We start from the raw sequence: 14,533 nt of genomic DNA, 5'->3' as shown, positions 1-14,533 counted from the left end.
GCCGTGCCCCATCCGTGCCCTTCGGAGCGGACAACAGCGGTCAAGCACGGCCACCAGAGCCCACACCATCCCCACCTCTGAGCACCAAACAAGCAGGTCAGCGACCTGCCCACTGAGCAAGCGCCGTTGATTCCCAAGCTCAGAGCGCGAGTTCGATTCTCGTCACCCGCTCCACACAAAAGCCCCAGGCCAGCGGCCCGGGGCTTCTTTGTTGTCTGGACCGACCTAAGCCTCACGCACCACCTCCGCACCAGAGGCATCCTCCCGGCCCTGCTCAGCGCCCTTACGGCGCTCGGCACGGACGCTTCTCCCCCACGAACAGCAACCCGTCCGGCCGCTTCTCGGCGTACCAGTCGAGATGCCGCCGCAGGTCGGTCCGGAGGAAGCCCGGCAGCACGAGGAAATGCTTGCCCGCCTCCGACTTGGTGTCGCCCGGTGCGCGCCCTCCCGTGGTCAGCTCGGGCGCGGCCATCCGGACGCGGATGGTCATGGTGTCCAGATCCACATCCTTGCGGCGCAGTTCGGCCTGTTCCTCCGGGCGCATCGGCCCGTACGCGCCCAGGTAGACCATCAGTCGCCAGCGGGGTCCTACGGCGTTGGAGAGCGCGTCGACCTGGGCGGCGGTGACTATCTGCCCGTTCGGCCGAGGACTCCTTGCCCGCGCCCTTGTCCCAGCCGCCGAGGGTCGGCGGGACGTGCAGCTGCCCGTTGAGTCGGCGGCGGCTTGGTCGGCGCCTGGAACGAGGATCGGACGCAGTTAATAAGAGGTCGCTGATGCCGACGCTGGGGAGGGCATCGCGCCCAGAGTGCGGAAGGGCCTCCCTGGGTGGCTTGTCGCTGCTCCGTCCGGGCGGCTTTCGTCAGTGGTTGGGTTCTGCTGTTCGTGTCTGCTGTTCATGTCTGTCTGCTGGTGCCGGGGGTCCGGGTCTGGGTGTCAGTGCGGGCGAGCCTCACTCACCGCACGGGGAAGCCGAAGGAGTATCCCTGCTGCTTCAGCCAGGGCAGCACCTCGCGCAGAGCGGCCACGGTCTGGGAGCGATCCCCTCCCGCGTCGTGGAAGAGGACGGTCGGCCCGTCGGAGATCTCGCTCTTGACGGTGGCGACCATGGTGTCCACGCCGGGACGCTCGAAGTCTTTGGAGTCGACGTTCCAGCCCAGCGGCCGCATCCCCCGGGACGCGGCAAGCTGTCGGCTGTACGGGGTGAAAGCACCGCCCGGGGCCCGGTAATACTGCGGCCGGACGCCTCCGGACGCCTTGGTGATCATGCGTTCGGCATCCAGGATCTGCTGGGACTGGTAGGCCTCGGACTGGGTGTCCATGGTGGTGTCGTGCGAGACCGTGTGGTTGCACAGCCTGTGCCCGGCTGCCACGACCGCCTTGACCAGGTCCGGGTACGCCTGGGCCTGCGTGCCCACCATGCAGAACGTAGCCTTCACGCCGTTGTCCTTCAGCAGTTGCAGCACCTGCGGCGTCCAGACCGGGTCCGGTCCATCGTCGATGGTGATGTTGACGCCCCGGGCGCCGCGGTCCGAGGCGTGCGCGATGTCCGCCGCCACCTTGGCCGCTGCCCGGTCCTGGGGCCGGGCGTCCGGCGCTGAGACACGCGCTTGCGGCTGCCGCCCTCCGACGGGGTCGGCCTGCGCGGTCCACACTGAGGTGGCAGCGGCCACTGCTGTCACCCCGAGCGCCGCCGCGAGAAGCCGGCCGTGCCATCCCCTTCCCTTGTGCCTTGCCATGTCCGCCCGCCCCTTTGCCGTCTCCGCCGATGCCGTGCACCCACGAAGACATACGAACGCCCGTACAAGATCCCTCTGTTGCCGATCACGGACGAATCCGCAGGGGACCAGCGACAAACGCAGGAGTTCCGCGACAGATGAGGGGGCGCAACGGCCTCGAAATGGTACCGGCGAGGGCGGCAGACGCTGATCCGCACGGATTCCGGCGGAGGCACCCACGCATTCATCGAATGGCTCGCGAAGCAGGGCCGATGGCTGTCCTACTCGGTCGGCATGACCATCACCGAGCAGATTCACCCGTCCGTGCTGACAGTCCCGCCCTGCGCCTGGACGCCCGCTGTCGAACCCGGCGGCGAAATCCGCGACGGCGCCTGGGTCGCCGAGCTCGACGGAGACTGTCCGACCGGCCGGCCGAAGGGCATGCGGCTGATCGTCCGCGAGGAACGGCCGCACCTCGGCGCCCAGTTGCGCTTCACCGACGCCGACGGCCAGCGGACTGCCCACACGCCCCAGCAAACGAAGAAGAGCCCGTCAGCAAGCTGACGGGCTCCCGCGAAAGATCGAGGCTAACCTGCCATCAGGTCAGATCGTCGGTGTGTCATCGACGACCTCCTTGTGTGGTTCGACAATGAACCTCCAGCCATCGCTGGGCTCCAGGAATCGCACTCGGGTCGGGTAGATGTCCAAGGCGCGGCGGTCACGGTTCTGGCTGCTCGTGTTCTTCCGCCCCCGGGCCGGCTCCTCGAACAGGTCGACCTTGACGTCCGGCACCGCGACGACTTCCTCGCTCCAGCGCTGAACGATCCCCGCGCCGAAGGCGTCCCGGGCGGCGGAGTAGAGCGACTCCAGAGATTCCTTGCTCCCGTTGGGCACGAAGAGGGCGAGATTCAGGAGGACGCCAGCACTCTGAAGAACCTCGATTTCCTCCCCCGCCTCGTCGGAAATCCAGATCCCACTTTCTTCAGCATTGTCCGGGAGAACATGAATTTCCTCACCGAAGATCGTCCTCGCAATGAAGGACCCTCCCTCAAAATTCTTACCCGGCTGCGTAAGGAAAGCCGGGGCGTAGCAGTCGAGAGGAAGGCCATCCATCTCTGCCGAGACGAAGATTCCGTCCTGGAGACCCAACTCCGAAACCTCTTCGGCCGCAAGACGTCGAGCCGTAACCTTCTCGGTATTCACGCCATTCCCCTTTTTTTCGTGGCGTCCTGTGAATTCATTGAGACTCTACCACGAAAACGATCAGTTAGTTCCCGTTTAATTTCTTCTGGGAGAACAGCAGAAGAATCCTCCCACGTCACCTGCGAATCGCGGCAAGCGTAGAGAAATACTGCGAGATTCAAGAGGTTGCCTACTCGCTTCAACGAACTTTTCGGCAACCAAGCCAGTCGTCAGGTGGAATGCGAGCAAACTTAGCCGAATGGAAACAAGCAGACAGGAGGCGCCTTGATGCTGGGCATTGCGCTGTGCTTGCGCCCCATCGCGATGGGCCAGATCCCAGTGACCCAACCGAGCGAACCGCGGCGGTCCCCTCTCTGGTCGGGCGCTTCGCGCCCTGCCCCGACAGTCGCCTGTCGCGGCGCCGCCATCCGGTGGGCACAGACGTGGGCGGACAACATCGGGGAACGGCTTCAGGAGCTTGAGGCTCCGCACGAGGACTGATGGCCTCACGGATGCCGATCACTCGACAAGAATGCGGTTCGCGACAGGTCGCCCTGCCCCATCCGTGCCCTTCGGAGCGGACAACAGCGGTCAAGCACGGCGCCCAGAGACCACTTCGGCCTCGTACCGCCAGGCCGAACGTGCAGGCCAGAGGTACTTGAAGGTGGCTACGCGCTGGGGCGACCGTGTCACCGCAGCGGGCCCGACACCGCTCGGTGTCGGGCCCGTTGGGCGGTCAGCGCATGGGCCGGGGTGCTTGGTCCGCACCCCGCCTCATGCGTCAGACGTGGGAGCCGGCCTTGCGACGGCGTACGACGAAGACCGCGCCCGCGCCGATCGCCAGGGCCGCGCCGCTCGCGAGGGCGAGCTGCGACGTCGCGGAGGACGAGCCCGTGGCGGCGAGGCTGCCGCTCACGGGACTGGCCGACGCGCCGCCCTGCGGCTTGACGTCCGAAGTGGTCGGCTCGGTCGTGCTGGGCTTGGCGTCGTCGACCTTGCCGGGCTTGCTGCCCGCGGCGGCGATCAGGAACTCGTAGCCCTTGAGGTCCGGGTTCCCGCCGCAGGTGCCGTTGTCGTTGAAGTAGTCACCGGCGACGAAGGTGACGCCGTTGCCCGCGGGAGCCGAGGCGTCCACCGTGAGGCGCATCTTGACGTCGGCGTGGGCGCCGGCCTTCAGCGGACTGATGGCGTCCATGTAGTGCTCGTTGTCGACGGTCTTCCACGTCGAGGACGAGGCGGACGACCACTGCAGGTGCACCAGGTCGTCGATGTCCTTGAGCCCGCTCTTGTCGGTCGCGTGGACGTAGGCGAACGGAAGCACCTCGTCCATCGTCTTGTCGGTGCCGTTGGTCACCCGGAGATTGAAGTTGACCTTCGTGCCGGCGACGACTGTGGACGGCAGACCCGTGACGACCGTGGTGAGCTTGGCCTCGGGGACGCAGTCCTCGCCGCCCTCACCCGCCTCCTCCTTCGCCTTGGCCAGCGCCTCGTCGGCGGCGGTCTTGTCAGCGAGCGCCGCTTTGGTGGCCTTCTGCGCCTGGTCCAGCGTCCTGGCTGCGGCGACCCGCTCGTCGTCACGCGCGTCCAGGGCTTCCACGACCTTGGCGTCGGCGGCGGCCTTGACCTCACCGGCAGCTGCGGCGGCGCCTTCCGCCTCGGTGAGAGTCGTCGCCGCGGCGGTCTTCTCCTCCTCGGTGGCCGTCTCCGGGAGGGCGTCGACCGCCGCCTTGGCGTCGACGACCGCCTGGTCGGCGTCGGTCTTCGCGGTGGCGGCGTCGGCCGCCGCGGCCTCGGCGGCCTTGGCTGCCACGGTCAGGGGAGCGGTGTCGGACAGGAGCGCTTCCAGAGCCGCGTAGGCGGCACTCTCGGCCGCTACGGCGTCGTCGTACGCCGCCTGAGCTGCGGCGGCGGCCTTTTCCAGCTCCGCGATGGACGGCTTCTCCTGCGTCTGCGCTGCCGGCTTGTCGTCGGCGAACGCGGGGGTAACCGACAGCAGGAGGGCAGGCGTGGTCACTGCGGCGGCAACAGCTGTGGCAAGAATCCGGCGAATCTTCACAAGAGCCCTTCGGGGTCCGAAAAAGAGAAGAAGGGGTCGCAGCAAAATGGGACACGCAGACGCGACTTGAGGTGATCGTATGACCGGGGCGACGGTCGACCGTCACGAGTTTTTCACCTGTTCCCGCCAATACCACAACACCGGGACAGACAGAAAAGACGAAAGGGTGCAGTTGCTTTCACTGCCTGTACTTTCACTGTGAGGAATGCCACATGACCCTGGACGCGTCGTTCTACGCCTCTCCGGCGCCGCCCCATCCGACGAGCGCCTGCACCTCCACGTACGCGACCCTGCCGCCGGAGCGCATCTCATTTGGGCAGACATCGCCTATGACCTCGACTATCCCGAAGACCTGGAGGCACTGGTCCACTGCGCTCACAACCTGGACGGCCTGGGGGGGAGAGCTGGGGCGTTTCCGTCGAGGACCTCAACAGGGAAGCGATCGAGGCCGCGAAGCAACTCCTGGGCAAGAGGCCAGTGGAAGTGCCCTACGACTGACCATCGACTTGCCGCAACGGGGTGGCCCACCCAAGCACGCCCAGCGGCCACGTCGCGTCTTCCGTGCCCCAAGCGTGCCCTTCAGAGGGGTACAACGCGGTCAACAGCGGCGCGGTCCGGTCACACCCAGACCCTTCAGATCAGGCGTTTCCCCAGGTCAAAGACTTCTGGGCTCAGCAGGACCCGGTGATTCCCAAGCTCAGAGCGCAAGTTCGATTCTCCTTCCACGTCTACCGCTCCACGTCCCTGCCCGTGGACACCACCGGCGAGCCGGTGCGGTGCGATGTGCGGTCCATCGCTCGCGCCGACGGCCAGAATCAGTACGGCTGCACTGACATCACGACGGCCGCCGAGACCACATACCACTACGCGGTGAAGGGCTACGACAACGGCGGCCGCGAGTCGGTCGCCTCCAACACCGCGTCCGTCACCACGCTCGTCCCCGACCTCACCCCGCCGGCCGCCGTCAGCGGGGTCACCGCCAAGGCGACCGAGTACGGCATCGCGCTGGACTGGAAGGCGAATACCGAGTCCGACCTCGGCTGGTATGTGGTCTACGTCGGGGAGGTACTGCGCGGCGACGACGGCAAGACCGTGTGCAGCGGCACGGACTACGCCTACCCCAACAAGTCCACCACGCACTACCTGTACCCGGCGAAGCCCGACGGCGGCGAGTACTGCTTCTGGATCGACGCCGTCGACACCCGCGGCAACTCGAACTACCGACGGACCAAGCTGGCCGACGTCCAAATCGTCACCGCGCTGGACCTGACGCCGACGGTCCCCACTCCCCCGGGTTCGCCCCTGTACCTGAGCGTCAGGACGGACAGGCAGAGCGGGGTGGAGCTGGCCTGGAACGCGGTCGAGGGCGCGACGGGCTACCGCGTGTACCGCTGGGACCGGGCCGCGGGCCGGTACGCGCCGCTGGCCGATCCCGACCCGCGCGCGTTCACGTGGTACACGGACACAACAGCGGCCTCCGGCACGACCCACTACTACTGGGTGACGGCCGTCCTCGCCGACGGCACGGAGACCGCCCCCGGCGCGGGCTGGGCCCGGATACCGCCGGCGGCGGGCTGACGGTTCGAGGCCTCACGGGCGGGGCGGGGGCCGACACGGATTCCCGCCCCGCCGACTTCTGCGAGACGGTGGGAGCGGCAACCCGAAGGGCTCATCGGCGTGATCGATGAGCCCTTCGCACGGCGCCTGCCCGCAGCACTCTCCGAGCTTGCCGGCGCCGAGCACGGCACAGTGAGCCTGCCGCTCCACCCGGCATGGTCAGGGCTGACCACCTTCGAGCTCGATCAGCCCCGGCTGCGGATGAGCTACTACCGCATCGTCCTGGCCGAGGGCCGGCACGATGATCTGGTCCAATACCTCAACCGCGACCTGCTCGTCGGCATGTGGCCCACGCTGCGCACACTGATCAGTCGCGATATCCGTGAGGTCTGGGAGAGCTCCTTCGACGAGCTGGCTCACAGCGCCCAGGCCGCTGCGTGAACCTCACGGAACTGCACCGCCGCTTGCTCGCAGACGTGCTCGCCGTGGGCGGTGCCTACCCTCTGGCGCTCACCGCGGTGGCTACGCGGTCCAGGCACACGGCCTGGTCGACCGGCTCAGCCAGAACCTCGACGTCGCGACCGAGAACCCAGGCCGTATGGAGGACATCGCTACTGCCGTGCGCACTGGACTGGAGCAGCGCGGGTGGCGCGTAAGAGCTTTGGAGACAGACCCGCCCGCAACGTGCCGACGGCGTCCTCGCCGAACTCACCCTGGCCTACGAACGCGCCGCTTCCACAAGCTAAACGTCACGATCGCGGATCGGCCGACCCGGCCCTGATCCATCGGGCACCCCATCGGGGCGGGACGGTCGGCAGAAAGACACGCTCCCGTCGCCGAGGGAGACGCGTGCCCCTACGTGCCAGTCAGGGCGGTAAACAGCGGTCGACAGACGGCTTCACCCGACCCACGGACGCGCCACCCGAAAGCACGTATCCGCAGGTCAGGCCCGTGTTTGGGGCCCACGTCCCGAGTGGTTCCAAAGCTCAGAGCGCGAGTTCGATTCTCGTCACCCGCTCTTCCGACAGGGCCCAGGTCACTGCCCTGGGGCGACCGCGCTCCCCCGCAGCAGGGGCGGAAGCGGCGCCACAAACCTACGATGGCTCGAGAGGCGCCATCAAGCCGAACCGGCGTTCCAGAGGAGGCCGCGATGATGGAGCACTTTGTCTGGGTGACGACACGCCGCATCAAGCCGGGCGCGTTGGAGGAGTTCGAGAGGGCCTGGCGCCCGGACCGGTACCCGCAGGCGCTGCGCCGCGCCTACGCGTACTGGTCCGAGGACGGGCAAGAGATCACCGGGGTGTCGTTCTGGGACACCAAGGAAGCGTGCGACTCCTGGCGGGCCTCCGCGGCGGAGACGCAGCGGCGTGAGGCCATGGCCCCCTACATCGTCGAGGAGCGGGAAGGCTTCTACCGCGGCCGCGAACTCGGAGTCGGGCCCACCTGAAGCCGCCGCGGTCCTTGTGCTCACGTCCCGGAACGCCGAGCGAGGACGGACAGCACCGGCCCGCCGGCCCCGCGGACACCGACGCCGGCCCCCATCGACCCTCCGGGGGCGACACTGGAGTCATGGCCCCGTAAACGGTGAACGAGTTTTGAGGTGGTCCGATGAGCACTCTCGAAGAACAGATCGACGTTGACGTTCCGATCGCTCTGGCCTGGGAACGCCTCCACCAGGTGGAGACCTATCCGCGATTCGTCGAAGGAGTACGCGAGGCCCGTTCGGAGGACGGGCACCGGGCACACCTGGACGTCGACGCGGGCGGCCGAGCTCAGGAGTTCGAGGCCGAGATCACCGACCGTGGCAAGGAACACAGGATGGAGTGGCAGACCACGAGCGGTCCCGACCTGGCGGGAACCTTCTCACTGCTGCCCATCGACCGGGAGCACACCCGAGTCCAGGCCCGGATCGAGTACGACCCGGGCGCCGTCAAGGAGGCGTTCGGCGGGCCGAAGGGATTCGCCCAGGCGACCGCGATCGAACGGCTTGTACGGGACGACCTCGAGCACTTCAAGGAGTTGGTGGAACGGGAACGGTGAGGCGCCCCCACCGAGTACGACGGCAGTACGGTCCACGGCCGCCGTGCCCATCCGTGCCCTGCAGCACGGCAAACAGCGGTGCCCCGCGCACCCGCGTACGGGTCGCCCGGGCAGTGTCTGACCTGGTCAGCCCCATGTCGGCCTCGCAGGCGGCGTTGAACCGCGCTCAGAGCGCGATGTCCCTTCGGGTCGCCGCGAGGTAGCCGACGAGGCCGAGGATCGCGATCGTCCAGTACAGGGTGACCGGCCCGAGCCCCAGCGCCAGTCCGCCCCGCGCGGAGGACACCGCCATCCAGTCGGCGAAGGAGGCGCCCAGCGGCCGGGTCACGATGTACGCGGACCAGAAGGCCGCGATCGCGCCCAGGCCGAGCCGCCAGTGGGCGAGCGCGGGCACGGCGATGACCACGGCGAACATCACGCCCGAGCCCAGGTAGCCCAGCCCCAGGGGGATGGCGGTCAGATCACCGGCAGCGGTGCCCAGCGCGAAGGTGGCCAGCACCGTGGCCCAGTAGAACGCCTCGCGGCGACGCGTGTGGATGCTGTGGATGGACAGCGTCCGCTCGCTCGCGTACCAGAGGGCGAAGACCACGCCCAGGGCCAGCAGGAAGAACGGGGCGGACACCAGGTACGGCACGCCGAGGCCGACATGCAGGATGTCGGCGGCCATCGTGCCGAAGACGCTGACCATGACGACGGCGGTCCAGTAGATCCAGGCCACGTACCGACGCACGGACAGCTGGAGGACCAGGGCTGCCACCAGACCGATAGCGCCGAGTCCGACGGCCGGGACGGGGCCGAGCAGATGGGCCAGGAAGTCCGAGGCGGTCTCGCCCATACCGGTGGTGAGCACCTTGATGATCCAGAACCAGATGGTGACCTCCGGTACCTTGCTCATCGCGCGCCGGACCGTGGGCACAGCGTGGGAGGGGTCGCGGCCGTTCAGGTGTTGATCTGTCGCCATGGGCGGCAGCCCCGGCATGGGATCTCGCGTGCGCCCCATGCCCCTTTGCCCCATATTGACCTCTCTCACCACAGCTTTGCCCTCGCTTTGACGTTCTGCACGATCGGGCCGCGCACCGAGGCAGCAGTGTCCCCGCCCGAACCTGTACGCAGCCTGAACAGGCGGCCCGGCCGGCCGGGCCGCCGCCATGTGCGCACCGGCACCGACGGGCAACCGACTGCGCAGCAGACCGGCCGGCACCACCGTGAGCTCCTCCAAGCTGCGGCGGACGGGATACAGGCCGTGAACAGCGAGTCAGCACTGAGCGTCTGCCCGAACGGGTCCGAGCTGATCGGCCCACCTCCCGCTCTCCCCGTAGGACCGTGCGCCGGATCATCCTCCGGAATCGGGGTGACGGACCGTGAAACCGATGACGGCGCCGCCGCCGGACCGGTTGTGAGCGAAGACCGCGCCGCCGTGGGCGTGGGCGACCTCCCGCACGATGGCCAGGCCGAGCCCGGAGCCGGGGAGGCTGCGTGCGGTCGGGGCGCGGTAGAAGCGGTCGAAGATCCGGAGCAGATCCGGCACGGGGATGCCGGGGCCGCGGTCGCGCACCTCCACGCGCGGGCCGCTGATCACGACCTCGATCGGGGCGTCGCCCCCGGGATCGAACTTGGCGGCGTTCTCCAGGAGGTTGGACACCGCGCGTTGCAGGGCGGCGGGCCGGCCCCGTACGACGCCGCTGTCGGCACGTACGACGATCTCACGACCCGTGCGGCGGCCGACGAGGGCGGCCGCCCGGTCCGCCACGTCGCCGAGCAGGAGGTCCACCGGATCCTCGCCGTCGCGGTGCCCGGCGGCCAGTTCGACCAGTTCGTTGACGAGGTCGGTGAGCTCGCGGGTCTCGTCGGCCATGTCCTCGATCAGTTCCGCCCTGGCGTGCGGCGGCAGTTCGCCGAGCCGACGCAGCAGTGAGACGTTGGTACGCAGTGAGGTGAGCGGCGTGCGCAGTTCGTGTCCGGCGTCCTGGACGAGCCGGCGCTGGTCCTCCTCGGAATGTGCGAGGCGGCCGAGCATGTCGTCGAACGCACGGCCCAGGCGTCCGACTTCGTCCCCGCCGGTGACCGGTACCTCCACATCGAGCCGCCCGGTCCGTGCCACGTCCTCCGCGATGCCGGTCAGCCGCACCAGTCGTCCGGTGATCCGGCGGGCCAGCCACCAGCCGACCATGCCCGCCCCGAGCACGACCACTGCCATGACCGCGATGGTGCGCCGCTGCAGACTGCGCAACAGGTCCTCGGTGTCGCTGAGTCGCCGGCCGATCTGGACCGCGCCACGGCCGCCACCCAGGGCCACGGTCGCCACGCGGTAGCGATCGTCGCCGATCCCGGTCTCGTACAGCCGGGTGTGACCCGCCGTGCCATGGCCGGCGGTGGCCCGGTCTGCGGCGGACACCGGCAGGGCGGGGCTGCCCCGGTCCATGACGCTTCCCGCAGGACCCAGCACCTGGACGTCGGTCCGGCTGCTGCGGATCAGGTCGTCGCGCGGGCTGTCATGGGCCAGGTCGTTTCTGGCGAATTCCTTCGCGGTCAGCGGGTGCTGCGTGACCTGGCGGTGCAGATCGTCCACAACGCCCGTGAAGACCCTCTGCTCGTCGAGTCTCACCAGCCGGGCCGCCGCGTCATAGCTGAGGAATCCGGCCAGGACGGTGACGGTCGCGGCCATCACCGCGAAGAACACGGCAAGCGCGGTGCGCAGGCTGGCGTACGGTGCGGGCCGGAGGATGCGGCCGGCCCGCTCGCGCCAGGGCAGCATCACGGCTCCCTGACGGTATAGCCGACACCGCGCACCGTGTGGATCAGCTGCGGCTGGCCAGGGAGGTCGACCTTGCGCCGGAGATAGCCGATATAGACGGCGAGGTTCTTCGAGCCGGACTCGAAGTCGTAGCCCCAGATGCGGTGGTAGATGGTGCTGTGGTCGAGTACGATCCCCGCGTTCCGGGCCAGCAGCGCCAGCAGGTCGAACTCGGTGCGGGTCAGGTCCAGTTCCCGCTCACCCCGCCAGCCGCGCCGCGCCGCGGGGTCCAGGCGCAGGTCGGCGGCCTCGACCAGCTCGTCCTCGGCCGGACCGGCCGGGTCGGGGACGGTCCTGCGCAGCAGCGCGCGCAACCGGGCGAAGACCTCCCGGACCTCGAAGGGCTTGGCCACGTAGTCGTCCGCGCCCGCGTCGAGCCCGGCGATCCGGTCGGCGATCTCCACCCGCGCGGTCAGCATCAGCACCGGCGTACGGTCGCCCTCGGCGCGCAGCACCCGGCATACGGCCAGGCCGTCGATGCCGGGCATCATCACGTCGAGCACGACCACGTCGGGCCGGTCCTGATGGATGGCCGCCAGCGCCTCGACGCCGTCGGGCACGGCCCTGACCCGGTAGCCCTCCAGGGTGAGGGCGCGTTCGAGCGACTTACGGATCGCACGGTCGTCCTCGGCCAGCAGCACAGTGTTCCTCACCCCGCCAGTGTGCACGGCGCCGCGCGGCCCCGCCGAGCCTCCCGAGGCCGTGACCGGCGCTCTTACCGTCGTCTCACCTTCGTCACGCCGTCGGCTTACCTCGCTGCCCCAGGCTGGCGGCCATGCCTGGAGACCACGTATGAAGATCGCGTTCCTGCTGCACGACGTCTACGGGATCGGCGGGACCATCCGCACCACGCTCAACCTCGCCGCCGCGCTCGCCGACCGCCACGACGTGGAGATCGTCTCCATGAGACGGCACCGCGCGCAGCCCCGGTTCGCGATCGACCCGCGCATCCGGCTGGTCCCGCTGGTCGACGTACGGCCGGGCAGCCCGGACCTGGACGATCCGCTGTACGACCGGCCCTCCCGGGTCTTCCCCTCCGCCGAGAACCGCTACCACCAGTACAGCGCCCTCGTCGACGCCCGTGCCGAGGAGTATCTGCGCCACAGCGACGCCTGCGTCCTGATCGGCACCCGGCCCGGGGTGAACGTCTACCTCGCCGAGTTCGGCCCCCGCCGCGCGCTGCGCATGGCCCAGGAGCACCTCAGCCACGACGTCCACAGCAAGCGACTGCGCGCCCAGCTCGCCCCCTACTACCGGCGCCTGGACGCGCTCGTCACCATGACCGACGCCGACGCGGCCGTCTATCCCAAGCGAATGCCGCTGCCGGGGGTCCGTGTCCTGTCGGTGCCCAACAGCGTCCCCCGGCCCACCGGACCGCCCTCGGACGGCACGGCCAAGGTCGTCGCCGCGGCCGGCCGGCTGGCCCGCGGCAAGCGTTACGACCTGCTCATCGAGGCGTACGCCACCGTCGCCGCCAAGCATCCCGACTGGCGGCTGCGCCTCTACGGCGACGGCCCCGAACGCGGACGCCTCACCCGGCTCATCGCCGACGCCGGGCTGCAGGACACCGTCGAGCTGATGGGTGTGCGCTCGCCGATCGAGCCGGAGTTCGCGCGGGCGTCGATCGTGACGGTGACCTCGGACGCCGAGTCCTTCGGCATGACGATCGTCGAGGCCATGCGCTGCGGGGTGCCCGTGGTCAGCACGGACTGCCCACTCGGCCCGGCCGAGATCATCCGCCACGGAGCCGACGGCCTGCTTGTCCCGGTGCGGGACGCCGCGGCGCTGACGGAGGCGCTTCTGCGGCTCATCGAGGACGAGTCCGGCCGGCGGCGGATGGCCGCGACCGCCCTGGAGAACGCCGCCCGCTTCGACCCGGAGCACATCGCCGGCCGGTATGAGCTGCTCTTCGCAGAGCTGGCCGCTACGCGCGGCGACCGCGCCCGCACCCGGCTGCGCGCCGCCCTCCGCGCCGGCCTGGCGGACGCGCTGCGCCGGGTCAAACTGCTGAGGGTCGCGCGCAGGTCGGCCGCGCGCCTGCGTGAACTCAGGCCTGTCCGCACCGGGCACTGACCCCACTGTTCTCCGACTGCGTACGACGGACGGGTCGCCTGCGCACGCAAGGGGGCGCTCACCGCGAGTCCGTCCACCGCGCAGCTCCACCGGTCGGCCGCTCCCCGCAGGGGCGGCGTGAGCGGCCTGGCCCCAGCCGCGCCCCGGCGGGGCCACGTCCATCGAACCGTCGGCCCGCGGGAGCGGCTCGCGTACGTCGTGCACCGCGGTGGCGACCCGCTCGGCCACGCCCTGGGCGCCGGCAGTTTCGCGCAACTGCTCCAGGCCGACCGGGCTGAAGTCGGTGGCCCGGACGGTGAAGCCCTCGCGCGCGAAGTACAGGGCGTCGCGGCCGTGCCCGGCTCCCGGCTCCAGCCCCTGGCGTGCCCCGGCCGCCCGGAACACCCGGGCGGCCCGGCGCAGCGGTCCTCACCGCCGACTACGTCATACGGCGGCATGTGAATATGTCACGGCTTGCCGAAGTTGCCCGATATGGTCAAAGTTGTCGGAAAGGTGAGAAGCGTCACGACCTCGGCGCCGTATGCCTCACCTCCCCTACAGAGGGAGAGCGACCATGACTGACAGTTCCCATGCGCTTGGCTCAGGGGACACGAAGGTGCACCATCCCGTCCAGGAGACGCTGGCGCACCCCATGCAGACGATGACGACAGCAATGGAGAAGGTCCCTGGCGCCGAGAGGGCCAAGGAGATCGTCGACGGTGTTCTGGACTCCGTCGGGATCGTCTCGCCCCATGCACGGCGTGTCGCGGCGTACACCGGTGCCGGGCTGCTCGGCGTGGCCGGTGTGGTCGAGTGGCCAGTAGTCGCGGCGGGCGCCGCCGTGGTGTGGCTCACGCAGCCACGTCCCAAGGATGTCGCGGCGGCCCAGACAGCCGACGAGGCCCGCGCCGAAGCATTGCAGGCGAAGCACGCCGCCGGGTCGGCCAAGGCGTCGACGGCCACCGGGAAGGCGAAGACCCGTCCGGGCAAGGCCACGTCGGGGACGGCGAAGACCCGCGCGCCCAAGAAGACGAGCACCCCGGGCACGGCGAAGGCCCGCTCGTCCAAGCGCGCCGCCACGAACACCTCGCACGCCAAGGCAGGTGGGCGGAAGAAGCCTTGACACCGGCCCTCCA

13 protein-coding genes and 4 pseudogenes are annotated in these 14,533 nt (G+C 69.3%); 8 read left to right on the top strand and 9 right to left on the bottom strand.

Going from position 1 to position 14,533, the window contains the following annotated elements; genetic code table 11:
• Positions 1 to 304 precede the first annotated feature (304 nt).
• Both OH809_RS22440 and OH809_RS22435 read right to left on the bottom strand, forming a co-directional pair.
• Positions 305 to 668, bottom strand: a pseudogene (locus OH809_RS22440) (site-specific integrase); the annotation flags it as partial.
• Between the two features lie 286 nt (positions 669 to 954).
• On the bottom strand, positions 955 to 1,737 hold the full coding sequence (locus OH809_RS22435) for a polysaccharide deacetylase family protein (protein ID WP_406420695.1): 783 nt from the start codon (positions 1,735 to 1,737) through the stop codon (positions 955 to 957).
• Positions 1,738 to 1,884: 147 nt separating this feature from the next.
• Here OH809_RS22435 and OH809_RS22430 point away from each other — a divergent pair.
• Positions 1,885 to 2,274, top strand: a pseudogene (locus tag OH809_RS22430) (transposase); the annotation flags it as partial.
• Between the two features lie 45 nt (positions 2,275 to 2,319).
• On the opposite strand, the gene OH809_RS22425 reads toward OH809_RS22430, so the two are convergent.
• The 3 genes from OH809_RS22425 to OH809_RS22415 form a co-directional block, all read right to left on the bottom strand.
• On the bottom strand, positions 2,320 to 2,919 hold the full coding sequence (locus OH809_RS22425) for a hypothetical protein (protein ID WP_406420696.1): 600 nt from the start codon (positions 2,917 to 2,919) through the stop codon (positions 2,320 to 2,322).
• Positions 2,920 to 3,679: 760 nt separating this feature from the next.
• On the bottom strand, positions 3,680 to 4,954 hold the full coding sequence (locus OH809_RS22420; protein WP_406420697.1) for an LAETG motif-containing sortase-dependent surface protein: 1,275 nt from the start codon (positions 4,952 to 4,954) through the stop codon (positions 3,680 to 3,682).
• A gap of 232 nt (positions 4,955 to 5,186) precedes the next feature.
• On the bottom strand, positions 5,187 to 5,333 hold the full coding sequence (locus OH809_RS22415; protein WP_406420698.1) for a hypothetical protein: 147 nt from the start codon (positions 5,331 to 5,333) through the stop codon (positions 5,187 to 5,189).
• A 305-nt stretch (positions 5,334 to 5,638) separates the two neighbouring features.
• Between OH809_RS22415 and OH809_RS22410 the strand changes: the two genes are divergently transcribed.
• The 5 genes and pseudogenes from OH809_RS22410 (at position 5,639) to OH809_RS22390 (ending at position 8,551) form a co-directional block, all read left to right on the top strand.
• Positions 5,639 to 6,532, top strand: a complete 894-nt coding sequence (locus OH809_RS22410) for a fibronectin type III domain-containing protein (protein ID WP_406420699.1) — start codon at positions 5,639 to 5,641, stop codon at positions 6,530 to 6,532.
• Between the two features lie 99 nt (positions 6,533 to 6,631).
• Positions 6,632 to 6,952, top strand: a complete 321-nt coding sequence (locus tag OH809_RS22405) for a transcriptional regulator (RefSeq protein WP_406420700.1) — start codon at positions 6,632 to 6,634, stop codon at positions 6,950 to 6,952.
• Positions 6,949 to 7,187 (top strand): annotated as a pseudogene (locus tag OH809_RS22400) (hypothetical protein); the annotation flags it as partial. The gene OH809_RS22405 and the pseudogene OH809_RS22400, both read left to right, overlap by 4 nt.
• Before the next feature lie 474 nt (positions 7,188 to 7,661).
• Positions 7,662 to 7,958 (top strand): hypothetical protein, encoded by a 297-nt coding sequence (locus tag OH809_RS22395; RefSeq protein WP_406420701.1) that lies wholly within the window; start codon positions 7,662 to 7,664, stop codon positions 7,956 to 7,958.
• A gap of 161 nt (positions 7,959 to 8,119) precedes the next feature.
• Positions 8,120 to 8,551 carry an SRPBCC family protein gene (locus OH809_RS22390; protein ID WP_406420702.1) on the top strand — a complete coding sequence of 144 codons (432 nt, stop codon included), beginning with the start codon at positions 8,120 to 8,122 and terminating at the stop codon, positions 8,549 to 8,551.
• Positions 8,552 to 8,717: 166 nt separating this feature from the next.
• On the opposite strand, the gene OH809_RS22385 is transcribed toward OH809_RS22390, so the two are convergent.
• From OH809_RS22385 to OH809_RS22375, 3 genes are all read right to left on the bottom strand, one after another.
• Entirely contained in the window at positions 8,718 to 9,446 is a 729-nt protein-coding gene (locus OH809_RS22385) for a hypothetical protein (RefSeq protein WP_406420703.1), read from the bottom strand.
• Positions 9,447 to 9,884: 438 nt separating this feature from the next.
• On the bottom strand, positions 9,885 to 11,306 hold the full coding sequence (locus OH809_RS22380) for an ATP-binding protein (protein WP_406420704.1): 1,422 nt from the start codon (positions 11,304 to 11,306) through the stop codon (positions 9,885 to 9,887).
• Positions 11,306 to 11,998: a response regulator transcription factor gene (locus tag OH809_RS22375; RefSeq protein ID WP_406420705.1), complete on the bottom strand. Its 693-nt coding sequence runs from the start codon at positions 11,996 to 11,998 to the stop codon at positions 11,306 to 11,308. The genes OH809_RS22380 and OH809_RS22375 overlap by 1 nt, the downstream gene beginning before the upstream one ends.
• A gap of 139 nt (positions 11,999 to 12,137) precedes the next feature.
• On the opposite strand from OH809_RS22375, the gene OH809_RS22370 reads away from it, so the two are divergent.
• Entirely contained in the window at positions 12,138 to 13,418 is a 1,281-nt protein-coding gene (locus OH809_RS22370) for a glycosyltransferase family 4 protein (RefSeq protein ID WP_406420706.1), read from the top strand.
• Between the two features lie 213 nt (positions 13,419 to 13,631).
• On the opposite strand, the pseudogene OH809_RS22365 reads toward OH809_RS22370, so the two are convergent.
• Positions 13,632 to 13,802 (bottom strand): annotated as a pseudogene (locus OH809_RS22365) (SAM-dependent methyltransferase); the annotation flags it as partial.
• Between the two features lie 169 nt (positions 13,803 to 13,971).
• Here OH809_RS22365 and OH809_RS22360 point away from each other — a divergent pair.
• Positions 13,972 to 14,520 carry a hypothetical protein gene (locus OH809_RS22360; protein ID WP_406420707.1) on the top strand — a complete coding sequence of 183 codons (549 nt, stop codon included), beginning with the start codon at positions 13,972 to 13,974 and terminating at the stop codon, positions 14,518 to 14,520.
• Positions 14,521 to 14,533: the final 13 nt, after the last annotated feature.

The sequence above is a fragment of the Streptomyces sp. NBC_00873 genome, from assembly GCF_045207415.1.
Classification (GTDB): domain Bacteria; phylum Actinomycetota; class Actinomycetes; order Streptomycetales; family Streptomycetaceae; genus Streptomyces.
Note: the sequence above shows the minus strand (reverse complement) of the source record. Positions and strands in the feature narration are given on the sequence as shown.